Origin of the sequence: Rahnella sp. AA, assembly GCF_002834385.1 — a bacterium.
GTDB lineage: Bacteria > Pseudomonadota > Gammaproteobacteria > Enterobacterales > Enterobacteriaceae > Rahnella.
Window position 1 is genome coordinate 132,493 of the sequence record NZ_PITQ01000008.1, and the last position, 17,967, is coordinate 150,459.

19 protein-coding genes are annotated in these 17,967 nt (G+C 54.3%); 3 read left to right on the plus strand and 16 right to left on the minus strand.

Annotation, left to right across the window (positions count from 1 at the left end; all coding sequences use genetic code 11):
• Positions 1 to 10: 10 nt before the first annotated feature.
• The 5 genes from CWS43_RS18980 to flgB form a co-directional block, all read right to left on the minus strand.
• Positions 11 to 766 carry a flagellar basal body rod protein FlgF gene (locus CWS43_RS18980; RefSeq protein ID WP_101078640.1) on the minus strand — a complete coding sequence of 252 codons (756 nt, stop codon included), beginning with the start codon at positions 764 to 766 and terminating at the stop codon, positions 11 to 13.
• Between the two features lie 29 nt (positions 767 to 795).
• Positions 796 to 2,058 carry a flagellar hook protein FlgE gene (gene flgE / locus CWS43_RS18985; protein WP_101078641.1) on the minus strand — a complete coding sequence of 421 codons (1,263 nt, stop codon included), beginning with the start codon at positions 2,056 to 2,058 and terminating at the stop codon, positions 796 to 798.
• A 77-nt stretch (positions 2,059 to 2,135) separates the two neighbouring features.
• Positions 2,136 to 2,837 carry a flagellar hook assembly protein FlgD gene (gene flgD / locus CWS43_RS18990; RefSeq protein ID WP_101078642.1) on the minus strand — a complete coding sequence of 234 codons (702 nt, stop codon included), beginning with the start codon at positions 2,835 to 2,837 and terminating at the stop codon, positions 2,136 to 2,138.
• An 11-nt stretch (positions 2,838 to 2,848) separates the two neighbouring features.
• Positions 2,849 to 3,253 (minus strand): flagellar basal body rod protein FlgC, encoded by a 405-nt coding sequence (flgC, locus tag CWS43_RS18995; protein ID WP_101078643.1) that lies wholly within the window; start codon positions 3,251 to 3,253, stop codon positions 2,849 to 2,851.
• Between the two features lie 6 nt (positions 3,254 to 3,259).
• Positions 3,260 to 3,670, minus strand: coding sequence for a flagellar basal body rod protein FlgB (flgB, locus tag CWS43_RS19000; RefSeq protein WP_101078644.1), 411 nt, complete (start codon positions 3,668 to 3,670; stop codon positions 3,260 to 3,262).
• Positions 3,671 to 3,834: 164 nt separating this feature from the next.
• Here flgB and flgA point away from each other — a divergent pair, with 164 nt between their 5' ends.
• The 3 genes from flgA to CWS43_RS19015 all read left to right on the plus strand — a co-directional run bounded on the left by flgA (position 3,835) and on the right by CWS43_RS19015 (position 5,512).
• Positions 3,835 to 4,560 (plus strand): flagellar basal body P-ring formation chaperone FlgA, encoded by a 726-nt coding sequence (flgA, locus tag CWS43_RS19005; protein ID WP_232777074.1) that lies wholly within the window; start codon positions 3,835 to 3,837, stop codon positions 4,558 to 4,560.
• Between the two features lie 159 nt (positions 4,561 to 4,719).
• Positions 4,720 to 5,025, plus strand: a complete 306-nt coding sequence (gene flgM / locus CWS43_RS19010; protein WP_101078646.1) for a flagellar biosynthesis anti-sigma factor FlgM — start codon at positions 4,720 to 4,722, stop codon at positions 5,023 to 5,025.
• A gap of 49 nt (positions 5,026 to 5,074) precedes the next feature.
• Positions 5,075 to 5,512, plus strand: a complete 438-nt coding sequence (locus CWS43_RS19015; protein ID WP_101078647.1) for a flagella synthesis protein FlgN — start codon at positions 5,075 to 5,077, stop codon at positions 5,510 to 5,512.
• A gap of 263 nt (positions 5,513 to 5,775) precedes the next feature.
• On the opposite strand, the gene CWS43_RS19020 is transcribed toward CWS43_RS19015, so the two are convergent.
• From CWS43_RS19020 to csy3, 11 genes are all read right to left on the minus strand, one after another.
• Positions 5,776 to 6,195 (minus strand): flagellar protein FlhE, encoded by a 420-nt coding sequence (locus tag CWS43_RS19020; RefSeq protein ID WP_101078648.1) that lies wholly within the window; start codon positions 6,193 to 6,195, stop codon positions 5,776 to 5,778.
• Position 6,196: 1 nt separating this feature from the next.
• Positions 6,197 to 8,281, minus strand: a complete 2,085-nt coding sequence (flhA, locus tag CWS43_RS19025) for a flagellar biosynthesis protein FlhA (RefSeq protein WP_101078649.1) — start codon at positions 8,279 to 8,281, stop codon at positions 6,197 to 6,199.
• Positions 8,274 to 9,428 (minus strand): flagellar biosynthesis protein FlhB, encoded by a 1,155-nt coding sequence (gene flhB, locus CWS43_RS19030; protein ID WP_101078650.1) that lies wholly within the window; start codon positions 9,426 to 9,428, stop codon positions 8,274 to 8,276. Before flhB ends, flhA begins: the two co-directional genes overlap by 8 nt.
• A 199-nt stretch (positions 9,429 to 9,627) precedes the next feature.
• A complete protein-coding gene (cheZ, locus tag CWS43_RS19035; protein ID WP_101078651.1) occupies positions 9,628 to 10,272 on the minus strand; it encodes a protein phosphatase CheZ in 645 nt (214 codons plus the stop codon).
• Between the two features lie 10 nt (positions 10,273 to 10,282).
• Complete coding sequence (gene cheY, locus CWS43_RS19040) at positions 10,283 to 10,672, minus strand: chemotaxis response regulator CheY (RefSeq protein WP_095922326.1); 390 nt, start codon at positions 10,670 to 10,672, stop codon at positions 10,283 to 10,285.
• Between the two features lie 46 nt (positions 10,673 to 10,718).
• Positions 10,719 to 11,768 carry a chemotaxis response regulator protein-glutamate methylesterase gene (locus CWS43_RS19045; RefSeq protein ID WP_101078652.1) on the minus strand — a complete coding sequence of 350 codons (1,050 nt, stop codon included), beginning with the start codon at positions 11,766 to 11,768 and terminating at the stop codon, positions 10,719 to 10,721.
• A complete protein-coding gene (gene cheR / locus CWS43_RS19050; protein ID WP_101078653.1) occupies positions 11,768 to 12,640 on the minus strand; it encodes a protein-glutamate O-methyltransferase CheR in 873 nt (290 codons plus the stop codon). Before cheR ends, CWS43_RS19045 begins: the two co-directional genes overlap by 1 nt.
• Positions 12,641 to 12,708: 68 nt before the next feature.
• Positions 12,709 to 14,379, minus strand: coding sequence for a methyl-accepting chemotaxis protein (locus CWS43_RS19055; RefSeq protein WP_101078654.1), 1,671 nt, complete (start codon positions 14,377 to 14,379; stop codon positions 12,709 to 12,711).
• A 69-nt stretch (positions 14,380 to 14,448) separates the two neighbouring features.
• Complete coding sequence (locus CWS43_RS19060; RefSeq protein WP_101078655.1) at positions 14,449 to 16,143, minus strand: methyl-accepting chemotaxis protein; 1,695 nt, start codon at positions 16,141 to 16,143, stop codon at positions 14,449 to 14,451.
• 222 nt (positions 16,144 to 16,365) lie between these two features.
• On the minus strand, positions 16,366 to 16,920 hold the full coding sequence (gene cas6f, locus CWS43_RS19065) for a type I-F CRISPR-associated endoribonuclease Cas6/Csy4 (RefSeq protein ID WP_101078656.1): 555 nt from the start codon (positions 16,918 to 16,920) through the stop codon (positions 16,366 to 16,368).
• Between the two features lie 10 nt (positions 16,921 to 16,930).
• Complete coding sequence (gene csy3 / locus CWS43_RS19070) at positions 16,931 to 17,947, minus strand: type I-F CRISPR-associated protein Csy3 (RefSeq protein WP_101078657.1); 1,017 nt, start codon at positions 17,945 to 17,947, stop codon at positions 16,931 to 16,933.
• Positions 17,948 to 17,967 lie beyond the last annotated feature (20 nt).

Here is a 17,967-nt window from a genome sequence, read left to right on the forward strand (position 1 = left end):
TCTGCCATCATCAGCTTATTGACAGCAGATTGTTGGCACTCTGTTCATTTTCATCGACGCTGTGGATGACTTTCATCTGCATCTCAAAGCGACGGGCGTTGGCGATCATGTCAACCATGGTAGAAACCGGATCCGCGTTACTGCCTTCGAGTGTTCCCGGCATGACATGGATGGTCGGGTCTGCCTGCAATGTGGCACCCCGCGCCTGCGCGGTGGCAGGCGTCGGACGGAACATGCCGTCGTCGCCGCGGGCGACTTCATTGTTTGCCGCTTTGACCAGTTTGAGTTTGCCGAGCTGCCCCATCGTATTGGGATCAGCGCCCGCCTCGAGCACGGCAAGCGTGCCGTCCGCAGAAACAGTGACCTGAGAATTCGGCGGAACTTCGATTGGCCCGTTATCCCCCATCACCGGATGACCCTGAACGGTCAGCTGGTTAGTCGGTGACACTTGCATGTCACCGTTACGGGTATAGGCCTCAGAACCATCAGGCATCTGCACCGCAAGAAAACCGTCCTGCTGTAAAGCGACATCCAGCGGACGTCCAGTGTAGTTAAGTTTTCCCTGCGTCATATCTGCGCCCGGCGTAGACGCCGTGACCAGAGTACGGGTTTGCAGGCTTTCACCATCGACCGGCACGGCGCGCATGGCTAAAAGCTGTGAGCGAAAGCCCGGGGTATTGGCGTTAGCCAGGTTACTTGACGTGACCGACTGCTGTACCAGCGTCTGGCTGGCTGCGCCGCCCGCGGTGTAGATAGCGTGATCCATAGTGCTGCCCTATGTCGTCTTAATGCGCGTTAGCGCAGGTTAACCAGCGTGTTCAGGATGGCGTCCTGAGTTTTGATGGTTTGCGCATTCGACTGATAGTTACGCTGAGCAACGATCATGTTGACCAGCTCCGCACTCAGATCGACGTTTGACGATTCCAGCGCACCGCTGGTCATCGATGCCAGACCGCCCTGACCTGCAATGCCGGTAATCGCCTGGCCGGAAGCGGATGTCGCCGTCCAGACGTTATCGCCCTCAGATTTCAAACCTTCAGGGTTAGCAAAGTTACTCAGCACAATTTGCCCCAACAGTTGGGTTTTGTTGTTGGAGTAAGTCCCGTCGATAGTGCCGTCATCATTGATGGTATAACCCGTCATCTGACCCGCTGCATAACCATCCTGAGTCTTGGAACTGATGCTGTCGCTACCGGTACTTTGCTGGATGCTGCCGGTAAAGTTCAATTGCACCGTTTGTCCTGTTGCCGCGCCGTTCGTCGCAGTAGACATTGGCATCACCAACGGGATTGCCGGGGTGCTGACAACAGAAGCAGGGGTTGCCGTCGGCGCCGAAACGCTGCTGACCAGATTACCGCTGGTATCAAAGTTCAGCGTACCGATTTTAGCCGGTGTGGCAGCGCTGTCGCTGGTGTCTACGGAGTAGACATCCCAGGTGTTAGCAGCCGTTTTGGCAAAGTAAAGACTGTTATCATGAGCGTTGCCCAGTGAGTCATACGTTGTTATGGTCGTGGCGAAATTGTACGTCGAGTCATCATTCGCATTAAACGTATTCGCCGCCGGAATCACCGTATCGCTGGAGTTAAGGTTGGCAACCATAGTGCCCGTTGCAGTCCTCTGTGCGCTCATCATTGTCGTCGGGATGCTCAGTGCAACAGGTTGCGCACCTGCGGCAATGGTCGGCGGTGTACCGGTTGCCGGATAACCCGTCACGCTCAGGCCCTGCATGTTAACCAGATTACGGTTAGAATCGAGCTGGAGCTGGCCGTTACGTGAGTAATAAATAGTGCCGCTGCTGTCGGCCAGACGGAAGAAACCGTTGCCGCTCAGCGCAACGTCCAGACCACGGGAAGTATTGGTGGTGGTACCGTCGTTAAAGTTCTGGGTTACTGCGGCGACTTTTACGCCCATACCGGTCTGAGAACCGGCGAACATATCGGCAAAAGAGGCGGTTGCAGTTTTGAAACCTACGGTCGCGGAGTTGGCAATGTTGTTACCAATCACGTCGAGGTTACTGGATGCTGCGCTCAGGCCGCTGACTGCTTGCGAAAAGCTCATGGTCTGCTCCGTATACTGTTTAGTTGCTACATGAAGGTTAAAAAACCCGGGTTTGTTCTTGCTACAAAGTCATTCGCTTACAAAATCTGGCGTACTGAATCCACAGTGGCGGTTCCACGCACACCCAAATCCAACGCGGTATTACCGGATGAATCTGTGGTTACACCATTGACCAGCGCATAGTTCAGCGGTGTTGCCACCATCTGCTGACTGTTGTTCAGGGCATTGATGCTGAAGCTATAGCTGCCATCCGGTGCTTTCGTGCCGTCGTCCTGTGTGCCGTCCCAGGTATAGCTGTGAACACCGGCAGTCTGAGAACCCAGACTGATGGTTTTCACGACTTTGCCGGTTGAATCGCTGACCGTTGCTGTGACGGAATTCGCAGCAGTTTCCAGCTCGAAACCGAATGGCGTCGTACTGACGGTGCCGTCAGTATCGCTGCCGACCAGGATCTTGCTGCCTGCGACCATGACGCCGTGGCCGATCAGTGAACTTGCCTGCACTGAAGACCCGGTGGAAATTTGTCCTGAAATACCGCCGAGTGTGGTATTGAGTTTTTCAATGCCACTGACGGTGCTGATCTGTGCCAGCTGGCTGGTGAGCTGGCTGTTATCCATCGGATTGGTGGGATCCTGGTTTTTCAGCTGTGCGACCAGCAGCGTCAGAAAACTGCTGGATAAATCGTCGGCGGAGCTGGTGCCCGTCGTCGAGGTGCTGGAGCTGGTACTCGCAATCGTAGTGTTATCAGTGGTGTCATTAATCGACGTGGTAATTGCCATGGTTCGCTCCGCTATTGCCCCAGAGTGAGAGTTTTCATCATCAACGACTTAGTGGTGTTAAGCACTTCAACGTTGGCCTGATAACTGCGGGAAGCGGAGATGGTGTTCACCATTTCGCTGACCACATCTACGTTTGGCATTTGCACATAGCCTTTCGCATCCGCCATCGGATTACCGGGCTCGTACACCATGCGCATTGGCGCCGGGTCATCAACAACCTGCGCGACTTTTACTCCGCCGGTTTCCTGGCCGGGTGCAGCATCGACCTGGAAGACAACTTGCTTCGCTTTATACGGCTGGCCATCTGGGCCGGTAACACTGTCAGCATTGGCCATGTTACTGGCGCTGACGTTCAGACGCTGAGACTGTGCAGCCAGCGCAGAACCCGCGATATCAAAAATACCGAGCATAGACATAGGTTATTATCCTTGCAGCACCGACATCATCCCTTTAATTTGGCCGCCGAGAACGGTCAAATCGGTCTGATAGCGCACGCTGTTATCCGCAAAGTTGGTACGTTCACGGTCCATATCTACCGTGTTACCGTCTGCCGACGGCTGGTCAGGGACCCGGTACAGCAGATCCATATCAGGCGGCTGGACGTTCGAAGCCGGAATGTGACGATCGGATGTCAGCGCCAGCGATATACCACTGCCGCTCGCGCGCCCCTGCTCCATCACCTTCTGCAACTGGCTGGCAAAATCGATATCACGCGCCTGATACCCTGGGGTATCCGCGTTGGCGATATTGGCTGAAAGTATTTCTTGCCGCTGGGCACGCAGGTTGAGCGCTTCCTGTTGGAACTGTAGTGCGGCGTTCAATTTGTCGAGCATGCGCCCTCCGCAAAGTGAGATTTTGGAGTCGACAGCATAAATGCGGGTGTCAACAACCTATCGTCTGAATAAGCGTAAAATCGGCCGCTATTTGTCCCTTTAGGAATTGCAAAGTGAGCGTAGACTTGTCGCCAGTAGTAGGTTGGCACAAAGGTAAATTGCTTATGAACAGGCTGAAACTCCGTCGTTTAGGCATCACGCTGGGCTGCATCTTTTTAGGTGCGACATCCGGTGCTATGAGCTATGCGCAGAATACGCAGGTCAAAAGCGTGCCTGCCTCCGCCAATAGCGATACAATACTGTCCGCGCAAATCCAGCAGTTCTTCCGTCAGCAATATGCCGACAGCGGAATGGAGGTATCCGTCGTGGTGAATACTCCCCCGGCTCGCCAGCCACAGTGTTTATCACCACAATTTATGCTTTCACCCAACAGCCGGACCTGGGGCAATGTCTCAGTCGCGGTGAACTGTAACGGGCAGAAAAGTTATATACAGACCAAAGTTCAGGTCAGCGGGACATACTGGGTAGCGGCAAAAAATGTCTCTGCGGGGGCACATCTGGCAGCAACGGATTTGCAACAAAAAAAGGGACGTTTAGATTTGCTGCCACCTAAGGCCGTTCTGGACAGCAAGCAGGCTATTAACGGGATTACGCTGCGCAACATCAACATTGGTCAGCCCATAACGCTTTCCATGTTACGCAGGCCGTGGATGGTTCATGCAGGACAAGAAGTGCAGGTACAGGCAACAGGCAGTGGTTTTAATGTATCAAGCGCCGGTAAGGCGATGAATAATGCAGCAGCGAATGAATCAGTACGAATCAGAATGCCGTCAGGCGCAATTGTGAATGGAACTGTGGGCTCAGATGGGTCTGTGACTGTGGAAATTTAATACTGTATTGCAACCGCTTTCATACAAAAAATTGCAATAAAGGCTAAAGTTATTTCGCCACATGTCGATAACAAACGTATCAGAGTCGTCCCAGGACGGCATTTTTAGGGTTTTAGTCTTAATTAACAACCCTGAATCCCCTTACCGGAGAAGAAAATTATGGCTATCGATCGCACACAAGGTGTCTCACCTTTAACTTCGATCCAGCAGCGCGACCCTTCTGAAGCTTCAGTACAGAACGCGCGTAAAGAAGGCACTGTTTCTGGCACCACCACCAGCAGCGCAACCGCGGTGACACTGAGCTCAGCACAGACCTCTCTGACTCAGTCAAGTGCGCAAGATATCAACACGGCGCGTGTTGACCAACTGAAACAGGCTATCCGTGACGGTAAACTGACCATGGATACCGGCAAAATTGCTGATGCTCTGTTGCAGAACACGCAAGATTATCTCAAAGGTCTTTAAGCTGAAGCCCTCAGTTTAAAGGCGAAAAGTTGAAAGGTAATACGGCCCGATGAAGAACTTTATCAAGACCATGACTACCTTGGTTGAAACGTTGCAAGCTCTGGATCAAGTGATTAATCACGAACAAACGATACTGTGCTCTGGCCGCGTTAATGGCGCTGCCTTGCAACATATCACCGAGCAGAAAAGCTCACTGTTAGCTACGGTAGACTATCTTGATAAACAGCGTCGTCAACATGACGAACGCCTGAAGCAAACTGCCCCTTATTCCCGTCAGCCGGAAATTGCCGCGATGTGGAAAAATGTGGTGCAACTGACCACCAAGCTGAGTCAGATTAACCGTCACAACGGGATGTTGCTCGGTAAGCAGCTCGCGTACAACACTGAAGCACTGGCTATTCTCAACGCCAGTCAGACGCAGAAATTCTACGGGCCGAACGGGCAGGAAACCGTTTCGGGGCAAACCGTACGCAAGATCTCCGTTTAAACCGAAACGGACAACGGTTTCTGATTTGCCGAATGCCGCTGCACTACGAGCCTGTATTTAACGGCGGACCGAGAAGGTTTCGGTTTATCAATGGCAGTGATCGCATGACCTCCCGCATCGAAACCGACAAAAGAGGCCCCGGATGGGGCCTCTTTTGAATTTCTGCGTCTTTTCTACTGCGAGATTTGGTCAGTTTTGGCGCCAGACGCTGAGCGATCACGGCCATTGAGAATCCGAAATTTTCACCGTACTGAGTGACTGACTCACCGGTAATTCACAATCACCTGATTGCTGATCACCCGCAACGGCGTATTCATTGCGCCGGCACCAGCCACGAAATAGATAAATCGCAAAGGTGATATCGCGGGCTGGCCGTAAAAGGATTTTGTCACACCGCCGCCGGCATCAAGCCCGACGCAGTGGTTAACCGAATTACACAGCTTCACCTGCATCCCGGCCGGCATTGCGCCCAGCAGTTCATATTTCCAGCTCACCGTGGTGATCGTGGCATCTGGCCGTTTCCTGACCGGGGAAGAGTTCGCCGCCGCCAGGACACCGGATGACATCATCACGCCACGGTTTTGCAATACCACCCCCCTCTGGGTATCTGACCATGAGCCCGTTGCGGCAACCGCAGGCAGGCTCAGTATTGTCAGCATCATCAACACCAGCGGGCGGTGCATATTATTCACCACCAATCGTTGCGGTCATGCGGATCTGGCGGCTGTCGGTCATTTCGAGGTTGGACATCACGACGATCTGCGGCAACGAGCGACGCAGGAAGCGTGATAACAGCGGACGCAGCGCGTGATTCACCAGCAGAACCGGTGGCGCGTTGAGCATATCCTGGCGCTGCAACGCGGCTTCGGACTGCGTCAGAAGCCGCTCGGCCAGGCCGGGTTCCAGACCCCCGCCGCTTTGTAATGCCTGTAATAAAAGACGTTCCAGCGCCGTATCCAGCCCGATGACCTGCACTTCCCCGTTGCCCGGGAACCACTGCTGGGTAATCGCCCTGCCCAGCGCCACGCGAACGACCGACGTCAGTTCATTCGGGTCTGGTTGATTTGGCGCATGTTCCGCCAGTGCTTCAATAATGGTGCGCATATCGCGGATGGAAACACGTTCCGCTAACAGATTTTGCAGCACCTTGTGCATATTGGTCAGCGAAATGACGCCAGGGATAAAATCATCCGTCAGCTTCGGCATTTCTTTGGTGACGCGTTCCATCAGTTCCTGCGTTTCCTGGCGGCCAAACAGCTCTTTGGCATGCAGGCTTATCAGATGATTAAGATGGGTTGCCACGACGGTACTGGCTTCGACCACGGTGAAGCCCTGAATTTGTGCCTGTTCACGCATCGCCGGTTCAATCCAGACAGCCGCCAGGCCAAATGCCGGATCGACCGTCGGCTCGCCCGGCAACTCACCGATAGCGCTGCCTGGGTTTATCGCCATCCACCGCCCCGGATGCGCGGTGCCGGTGCCAATTTCGACCCCTTTCATCAGGATACGGTAACCGGCAGGGGCTAATTCGAGATTATCGCGAATATGGACAACCGGGGGTAAGTACCCCATTTCCTGCGCAAATTTCTTACGGATACTGCGGATACGCCCGAGCAGCTCGCCATTTTGCGAAAAATCCACCATCGGGATCAGCCGGTAGCCAACCTCCATACCCAGCGGATCTTCCAGCTGCACATCCTGCCAGCTGGCTTCGACCAGCTGTGCATTGGCATCGGTTGCTGCAGGAGCGACTTCCTGTGTGGCAGGTTTTTTCTGCTCCTGCCCGCGGGTCCACCAGGCCAGAGCCAGCAGTGCGGCGGTGAACAGCAGGAAGACCAGATTCGGCATTCCCGGCACCATGCCGAGCAAGCCCAGAACGCCGGCGCTGAGCATCATAACGCGCGGGTTGCGGAACAGCTGGGTCACCATCTGCTCGCCGACGTCTTCGTTAGTGCCGACGCGGGTCACGATAACACCGGCTGCGGTCGAGATAACCAGAGCCGGGATCTGCGCGACCAGGCCGTCACCGATGGTCAGCAAGGTATAACTTTCAGCGGCGTGGCCGAGATCCATACCATGTTGCAGTACGCCCACCAGTAAGCCGCCGACCACGTTGATGATCATAATCATCAGGCCGGCAACGGCATCACCGCGCACGAATTTACTCGCACCGTCCATCGACCCGTAGAAGTCGGCTTCCTGTGTCACTTCACTGCGGCGTTTTTTCGCTTCGTCTTCGCCAATCAGGCCGGCGTTAAGGTCGGCGTCGATCGCCATCTGTTTGCCCGGCATCCCGTCGAGGACGAAACGCGCACCAACTTCGGCGATACGCCCGGCACCTTTGGTGATAACCATAAAGTTAATCAGCACCAGGATGATAAACACCACGATACCGATGGCGAAGTTGCCCCCCACCAGGAAGTGGCCGAAGGCTTCAATCACCCGCCCTGCTGCCGCACCACCCGTGTGACCTTCCATTAAAATGACACGGGTAGAGGCAACGTTCAGCGACAGGCGCAGCAACGTCGAGAACAGCAGAATAGTCGGGAATGCGGCGAAATCCAGTGTGCGCTGGGTAAACATCGCCACCAGCAGCACCATGATAGAAAGTGCAATATTAAAGGTGAACAGCAGGTCGAGGAGGAACGGCGGCAACGGCAGCACCATCATCGACAAGATGATCAGGATCAGGATTGGGCCTGCCAGCACCTGCCATTGTCCGGACTTAAAGTTGGCGGGTAAACGCAGTATCTCGGCCAGATTAGCCATGGTTATCACTCTCTCCTGCTGCAAAATCCAGACCTTCAGGCACTGGTAAATGTTGAGGTTTTTTCGGGATCAGTCCGCCTTCGCGCTTCCAGCGTTTCAGCTGATAGACCCAGGCCAGCACTTCGGCTACCGCCGCATAAAGCGTGGTCGGGATTTGCTGACCAATTTCGCTGTGCCGGTATAACGCACGCGCCAGAGGCGGCGCTTCCAGCATCGGAATTTTGTGTTCCGCACCAAGTTCTTTAATGCGCAGCGCGACTTCTCCCGCACCTTTCGCCAGAACTTTCGGCGCACTCATTTTATTCTCGCTGTATTGCAATGCCACGGCGTAGTGTGTCGGGTTGGTGACGATAACGTCAGCCTTCGGCACATCAGCCATCATACGGCGCTTGGCCATCGCACGTTGCTGCTGGCGGATACGTCCTTTAACGTGCGGGTCACCTTCCTGGCTTTTATGCTCGTCACGAATATCCTGCTTACTCATGCGCAGCTTTTTAAGGTTGCTCCAGATTTGCCAGAACACATCGAAACCGACCATCGGCGTGAGCCCGAGCACCACCATCAGCGCGCAGAACGCCACCATATTCAGCGCTTCACCCAGCGCCGGGATGGTGGGTTGCGCCATCAGCCGCATCATATCCGGCCATTTGTGCCACAAGTACAGGCCGGTCACGGTGCCGACCAGAATCGCTTTCAGCACGGCTTTGAGTAATTCCGCCAGCACCTGAGCCGAAAACAGACGTTTCAGACCGGCGATCGGATCCATCCGGCTGAATTTCGGTGCAAAAGATTTACCGCTGAACATCAGCCCGCCGAGCAACAGCGGTGCGGTCAGCGCGATTAAAATCAGCCCGCCAATCACCGGCAGTAATGCCCAGACCGCGCGCCCCAGCAGTGAGGCCATTTGTTGCAGCATCTGCCGGTCATTGCTGACCATGTTGTGATCGAAATTCAGCCCTTGTGAAATCATCACAGCCAGCTGACGCGCCATCGACTCACCCGATACCCATAGCAGCGTAAAGCCGCCCCCGAGCATCAGTATCGAGGTCAGTTCGCGTGAACGCGGGATTTGCCCTTCTTCACGGGCCTTTTCAAGCCTGTGGGATGTGGGGGCTTCTGTTTTTTCGAGATCGCTGTCTTCAGCCACCGGCGGTTCCTGTCAGCATTTACCCGGCGCAAAAAAGCAGCGGGCACAATTTCATGCATAGCATGACAAAAGCGGCTAAGTCTTATGGATGGAAAAACGATATAAAGAGGGGGCTATTCAGCAGATGAATAAATTTAGCATAAGAAAAACACCTCTCAGCAGGATACGGAGAGGTGTTCAGGGTGGACAAACCAGCACATCAGAAGCCTAATGAATCCAGCAGGTCATCGACCTGTTCTTGCGAAGCAACAACACCGACGCCGTTGGCGTCGAGTTGCGGGCCGTTAAGCAGGCTGTCGTTTTCACGTTTGGCTTTAATCTGCTGTTCAGGAATGTTTTCCATCAGCACCATCAGCAGCTGATTTTCAATTTCCTGAACCACGATCATCATGCGTTTAATGACCTGACCGGTCAGATCCTGGAAATCCTGCGCCATCATGATTTCCATCAGCTGAGCATTGGTAAAGCTGGTGTGCTCAGGGACTTCTTTCAGGTAGCTGCGGGTATCCGTCACCAGTTCGCGCGCATCCGATAATTCAATCGGATTCTCAAACCATTCATCCCAGCGCTTATCCAGCTTTTTCGCGTCAGACTCAAGTTTGTTCTGACGCGGTTGCGCTGCCTCAACGCTGTTCAGGGCGCGCTCAGCAGCCTGAGCGGTCATGGTCACAACGTAATCCAGACGATCACGCGCGTCCGGAATGGCTTCTGCTGCCTGAGCAATGGCCTGATCCAGGCCAAGCTCACGCATACTGTCACGCAACATACGGGTCAGTTGCCCAATGCGGGCGATTATCTCGCCCGCGGTTGCTGCATCATTTGCAGGCATTGGTATCTCTGCCATATATGTACTCCTACATGCCCAGTTTTTCGAAGATTTTGCCCAGCTTTTCTTCCAGCGTGGCCGCGGTAAAAGGTTTCACAACATAACCACTCGCGCCAGCTTGCGCGGCGGCGACGATGTTTTCTTTCTTCGCTTCCGCAGTCACCATCAGCACAGGTAATTTCGACAGCGCGCCATCAGCACGAATGGTTTTCAGCAGATCCAGACCGTCCATGTTTGGCATGTTCCAGTCGGAGACCACGAAGTCAAAACCACCGGCGCGCAGTTTATTCAGCGCATCGACACCGTCTTCCGCTTCTTCAACGTTGTTGAAGCCCAGCTCTTTCAGCAGGTTGCGTACAATACGACGCATGGTAGAGAAATCGTCTACTACCAGAAATCTCAGATTTGGATCGGCCATGTTTTATCTACTCCTAAGGTTTGCTACCCAGCGCAAGGCTGAAAAATTAAATACGTAATGCCTGACCGGCTGATATTTGTGCCAGCATTCGCTGGCTGATTTGGCTAAGATCCACCACTTCGTTTACACCACCGGTAGCGATAGCCTCACGAGGCATACCGAAAACCACACAGCTGGCTTCATTTTGTGCAAGGGTGTAAGCCCCTGCCCGGTGCATCTCAAGCATGCCGGCGGCTCCGTCATTGCCCATTCCCGTCAGGATCACCCCAACGGCATTGCGTCCGGCGAACTGCGCCACCGAACGAAATAACACGTCGACCGACGGACGATGGCGGTTCACCGCCGGGCCGTCGTTCAACTTAACCTGGTAGTTGGCGCCACTGCGCGCCAGTTCCATATGTCTGTCGCCCGGGGCGATATACGCATGGCCCGGCAGGACACGTTCGCCATCTTCCGCTTCTTTTACCGTGATCTGACATAACTTGTTCAGGCGGTCGGCAAAAGAACGGGTGAAACCCGGTGGCATATGCTGCGTAATCATCAACGCCGGACAGGTCGGCGGCAACGGTTGCAACACATGGCGGATCGCCTCGGTGCCCCCGGTTGATGAACCAATCGCAATCAGCTTTTCGCTGCTCAGAAGCGGCGTATGGCTGAGAATGCGCGGCTGCTCCAGATTCACGTTTTTGTTCAGACGTGCTTTAGACGCAGTACGGATCTTATCTGCAATCATTTCGCTGTAGGCCAGCATGCCTTCACGGATACCCAGCTGCGGCTTGGTCACAAAATCAATCGCGCCCAGCTCCAGCGCACGCAGGGTAATTTCCGAGCCTTTCCCGGTCAGCGATGACACCATCACGACCGGCATCGGGCGCAGGCGCATCAGCTTTTCCAGAAAATCCAGCCCGTCCATGCGCGGCATTTCGACATCCAGCGTCAGCACATCCGGATTAAATTTCTTAATGAGATCGCGCGCGACCAGAGGATCCGGCGCTGTCGCCACCATTTCCATATCCGCATGGCTGTTGATGATCTCCGTCATCAGCTGACGCATTAACGCCGAGTCATCGACGCTCAACACTCTGATTTTATTCATTACCTCTCCTTGGCGAGGCCGTAGACAGTCTGACCGCGCAAATAAAATTCCCGGCTGATCTGGCTGAAGTTTTCTGAGTGTCCGGCGAACATCAGGCCACCCGGTTTAAGTAACGGAACAAATCGGCGTAAAATTTTCTCCTGTGTTTCTTTATCGAAATAAATCATCACATTACGGCAGAAAATTGCATCAAACGGACCGTTCAGCTGCCATTGGTTTGCCAGCAGATTCAGTTGCTGGAAAGCCACCATCTGCGCCAGCTCGGGACGCACCCGCACCAGACCACTGTGCGGGCCGGTGCCTTTGAGGAAAAATTTCTGCAACTGCTGCGGGCTCAGCGTGCGCAGCTCTTCCAGCCGGTAAACGCCCGCCGTCGCTTTCTCGAGTACCTGGGTATCGATATCGCTGGCCTGGATCCGGCAGCTGGCCATGCGTGGCCCCAGCGCTTCACTGAGCGTCATGGCGATGGAATAAGGCTCCTCGCCGGTAGACGCCGCCGTGCTCCACACGCTGTAATTATTCGGGCGCGAGCGTGCATGTTCCGCCAGAATCGGGAAGTGGTGCGCCTCGCGGAAAAACGCCGTCAGGTTGGTGGTCAGCGCATTAATAAACGCCTGCCATTCCGGGCTGTTGCTGTCATTTTCCAGCAACGCCATATAACTGCCGAAGTCATTCAGCCCGAGGATCCGCAACCGCCGGACCAGGCGGTTGTAGACCATCTCGCGTTTGTGATCCGCCAGCACAATCCCCGCGCGCTGATAGATAAGCTCACTGATCCTGCGGAAATGGGTATCTGACAGCGGTAAACGCTGGATCATCTGTGCCATGATCGAAGTGTTATCAGCACTCATTGGCGAGCCTGGTTGATTCATGGTGCAGCTCCATTAATGGACAGGTGGTAATACGGGTACCCAATTGACGCTTCATGCAGATTGACCTGTCAGAAGGTTTCCCAGTTATCCGCCGACCCCGCCTGCGCGGTTGCCGGAAGTAACGCGGGTTGGGCCACCTGGCGTGGTGTAAAGGCCTGCGTCTGGCCACTGCGGCGTGGCGACACGCCCCCCGTGGACGCAAGGCGGAACACCGATACCGCGCGGGTCAGATTTTCAGACTCGATTTCCAGCGCATGCGTGGAAGACGCGGCCTGCTGAACCAGCGTGGCGTTTTGCTGAGTAACCTGATCCATTTGGGTCACGGCAATCGACACCTGTTCGATACCCCGACTTTGTTCGTCTGACGCAGAGGCAATTTCGCCCATGATGTCGGTTACACGGGTTACTGCGCGCACAATGTCATCCATCGTGTTGCCGGCGGATTCCACCAGCAACGACCCCTGGCTGACGCGGCTGACAGATTCATCAATCAGCGCCTTAATCTCTTTGGCTGCCTGCGCACTGCGCTGCGCCAGGCTGCGAACTTCACCGGCTACGACCGCAAATCCGCGCCCCTGCTCACCGGCACGCGCTGCTTCTACTGCGGCGTTGAGTGCCAGAATGTTGGTCTGGAAGGCAATGCCGTCAATCACGCTGGTGATTGCACTGATTTTCTTCGAGCTGCCGGCGATATCATTCATGGTTTTCACCACGTTGCCGGTCAGTTCACCGCCTTTCTCTGCGGTATTTGACGCATCACGCGCCAGCTGCGTCGCCTGACGGGCATTTTCTGCGTTCTGTTTCACAGTCGCGGTCAGCTCTTCCATGCTGGCGGCGGTTTCCTCCAGCGCCGAAGCCTGCTGCTCGGTGCGGGAAGACAAATCGGTGTTACCGGCCGCAATGCCTTTCAGGCCGGAGAACATGGTGTCTGCACCGTGGCGCACGGTACGTACCGTTTCCGCCAGCGATTTCTGCATCTGCTGTAAGCTTTCCAGCATCACTTTAATTTCGTAACGCCCTTCTACCGTAATGGGTGCGGAGATATCACCGGCACCGATCCGGTCAAAATGGCCGCGCATCACGGTCAGCGGCGTGAACAGAATGCGACGGGTCACCACCAGTGCCAGCGCGGTCAGAACCAACAGCAGCACCGTGACGATAGCGGTATTGATCATCACGCTCTGATAAGAATCCGCCGTTTGCGTTTGCGCCTGCTGGAAGCGGCCACCCACGTAAGCGACGTAGTCCGAGACATCTTTCTGGAACTGATCCTGATACTTTTGCGCAGGGCCGTTCAGGAAACCATTCATGTCACCGCTGGACAGCAGATCGGTCAATGTCTGTAACATATCGTGCAACTGCTGGTAGCTGGCTTTGTTCACCGCCGTCAGCGTGACGGCTTTTTCTGTTCTGCGGGGCAGTGCCAGAAACGCAGCATAAGAATCTTCGGCATTTTTCAGGCTGGCTTTCGCATCAGACATCAGCTGAGTAATGTTGTCCTGAGGCTGTTTAAGCGCCAGACGCGTTGCCGCGCGGTTCAGGGTATTTCGGGTCTGTAGCAGATATGACCAGGTCTGGCTGAGCGCATCGCGTTGCTCGGCGGTATTGGATATCTGCTCAAAATTCGTTTTATCCGTGTGAGCAGCAAACAGCGATAAACCGCTGCTGACCAGTTGCATAACGAAAAACACTATCAATAACAAAAACATGCAGGTGGACACACGGATGTGCTTGAACATGGGTAACCTCATTGGGTGCCAGCCCTGACCGGCACCCTCTTTCTTATATAATTATGCGATGTACGTGACTCAGAAGGTTTCCCAGTTTTCCGCTAAATCGTTACTTTGCGCTCCACCTGAACCGGCTTTAGAACCTGAAAGGTTCGGAGTCAACAGAGGCAATTTTGCCGAAGTGGCCGGGTTCTGGCGCACGTTGTAATTTGCGGTCTGACTCAGCGTAAACACCGCGACTGATTGCGTCAGCAGGCTCGCCTGCTCTTCCAGCGCCGCCGAAGCGGAGGCAGATTCTTCAACCAGTGAGGCGTTCTGCTGCGTCACCCGATCCATTTCAGTGATGGCTTGTGCAACCTGCTCAATCCCACGGCTTTGCTCATCGGACGCCGAGGTGATCTCGCCCATAATGTCAGTCACACGCGTTACGGCGTTCACCATGTCATGCATGGTTTCACCGGCGCTTTCTGCCAGCACTGAACCGGTATTAATGCGGCTGACAGAATCATCAATCAGCCCTTTAATTTCTTTTGCTGCCTGCGCGCTACGCTGCGCCAGTGTACGAACTTCACCCGCGACGACCGCAAACCCGCGGCCCTGCTCGCCCGCACGGGCGGCTTCTACTGCTGCGTTCAGCGCCAGAATGTTGGTCTGGAACGCAATCCCGTCGATAACACCGGTGATATCCGTGATTTTCTTCGAGCTGCTGGCGATGTCATTCATGGTATCAACCACGTTTGCCACCACTTTGCCGCCTTTCTGTGCCGTTTCGGACGCGCTCAGTGCCAGCTGGCTGGCCTGACGGGCGTTTTCGGCGTTTTGTTTCACCGTTGCGGTCAGCTGTTCCATGCTGGCGGCAGTTTCTTCCAGCGCTGAGGCCTGCTGTTCCGTACGGGAAGACAAATCACTGTTACCGGCAGAGATTTCGCTGGCACCGCTGTAAATCGCATCCGCGCCATGACGCACGCCGGAAACGGTTCGGATCAGTTCGTCCTGCATGTACTTGAGACTATCGGCAAGCTGGCCGATTTCATTACGGCTTTTCACGACTATTTCGTGCGTCAGGTCACCGGTTGCAATTTTGCGGATGGTATCGACGATATTTTTCAGTGGATGGATCAGGATGCGCTGCACGCCAACCCAGGCCAGAATGATGAAAATCAGCAGCACAATCAGTGTGGTACCCAACATCCACATCGCGTGTGTGAAGGAATTCTCGCTCACATTCACCGCGTCGTTATACAGACGGTCGTTTTGATCGATATACGTAACGAAGGCTTTTTCGAAGTTATCCTGATACTGCTGCGTCGGTTGCTCAAAGAAGTCGTTGATACGACCCAGGCCGATCAGATCAATCAGCTCAGAAAGCGCGTCATGCAGAACCTGATATTGTTTTTTAGCATCTTCCGCATATTGCGGGTTCTGGCTGGCATCGACGGGGATTTTTTGATAGTTGGCGAAATGCTGATCGGCGATTTGCAGATCTTTAGTTGCCGTATCAATCAGCTCTTTTACCGTTGCACCGCTCCCCATCTGGTTAGCGTCAAGCATGAAACGGATACCTGCGCGGTTGAGCGTGTTACGGGTTTGCAGTAAGTAAATCCAGCTGGCATTGAATTCCGCCTGCTGTAAACGAATCTGTTGTGAGGTGGTGAAATTGTCTTTATCTGTTTTTAATGATTTAAAGAACAGGCCACCGGATACCAACTGTAAAGCACCGAAGACCACCAGTAAGATCACGATTCCCGTGACCACTTTCATACGGTTAAACATGTTGTTCCTTTTCAAATGAGAATTATCTGGAACAGTTATCGGCAGAAAATGGCGGAACTTTATGTGAGGGAGATCAAATAATTTTTTGCGAAGTGTAAAGGTGAAACCGGGGTCGCTACACGGGTCAGAACAGGCTAACCTCTGTGCATATCGGTGTTTCTGAAGGCAGGATGGCAGGCTGTGTTCCCCCTCCTGCCAGCGGAAAGAAAGGGGAACAGGGCGTCAAAACCAGGGGATGGTGGCGACGGCGCTCAGCCCGTAAGTGCTGAATTCACCGGGGGCAGGCTGTGGCCGCAGTTCACCCTGCCGGATAAACAGACGAAAATGCTCGCCGGTAGACAAACTTTTCATCGGGATGAACGGCAGATCGGTGTGTTGCGATTTATTATCCGGGATACGTGCCAGCGCCTCTTCTTCACTCAACCAGCCTTTTTTAACCGACCGGCGGCGCAATCTTTCCGCGCTGCTTTTTACCTGAACGCGGCTGACACAGCGAAAGGGAGTATTGAGCGGAACGGCCTGAATGGGGCCGCTTTGCACGCAGTCATTCATCCCTTTCAGCCATGCCGCCTGGCTGAAGATTTCCAAAACCTGCGCCGTACCGTGCAACCGCAACAAATCACCGGGTGTTTTTGCCGCACGCGGAAAACTGACGCCGATATTTCCTGAGGAATATTGCCCCAAAGCCCGATGCAATTTCGCAAACAATGCCGCCATCAGCATCTCTGTGCTAAATTCCGGATCAGGCAACACGCGGATATCCTGATAACAATCCATATCCTCCTCCTTATTCACCTTTCTCGCCGAATACGCCGCCGCGGATCAGCACTGCCATCACATAATGTTGCTGCTCAGCGTCGGGCTGTTTGTCTTTTGTTACCCAGTTATCCAGCAGGCTATAAAAATCCATTTTCTGTTTTGGCTGGCGGTAGGCTTTCCCTTTGCTGGTCACTGAGCCGTAAGGTTCAACGGCAATAGGGCCAAGCTCTTCTGTCAGCGCGTCCGGATACCAGTCATCGATCGTGCGCAGCGCATTGCCGATTTTTTGTGAGTGCAGCGCGGCAACGCCCCCGGTCTGATAGAGGATCTTGCTTTTCTTTGCATCCCGGCTGGAATCGAGCACCAGCTCCTGCGAAGGGAAGACTTCCTGACCGGCCCCCAATTGAGCGAAAGCCTCAACGGTGAACAATGCAGAGCCGTGACCCGCCAGCCCCTGCTCAATCGCGGCAGCCAATTTAGTGATGTCCCCTGTCACACCGCCAAAACTGCGCAGACTAAAATCCGCAGAATCAAAAACCCAGCAGGTTTTTTCGTGTGTGACTTTCACACTGATGTTTTCCGCGCCGACGCGGTTGCGCCACAAAAAGCGCCCGTTGGCGAGGTTCTCAGCATAGCGCGCGGCTAAAATACTGAAACCATGTTCACGCTGATAACCGTCAATCACCGCAGCCAGAGCCGCCTGATAATCCTGATTGTTGCATACCGAAGGCGAAGCGAGATTGCCCAGCACGCGCAGGGTAAATTGTAACTTCAGCGTGTCAGAGCCAAAAGGTAACGCAGCGACATCTACGCGCTGAAGGTTGGGTTTTTGGATCTCGGCGTCCAGTTTTGCCGGGTCAGAAGCAATGGCATTTTTCATGCGGTTGGAGATGGTGCCCCGCACCGCTTTTTCGTCAATGGCGATCGCCTGGAAATGCCCGGTTTCGCGGTCATGCCAGTTGCCGGCAAACATCAGCGCATCAGAATTTGCCAGCTTACGTTCAAAAGCCAAAACGGTGGCGGTCGTTACGGTTGGTTTAGTCACTGTCTGTTCCTTGTTTCAAT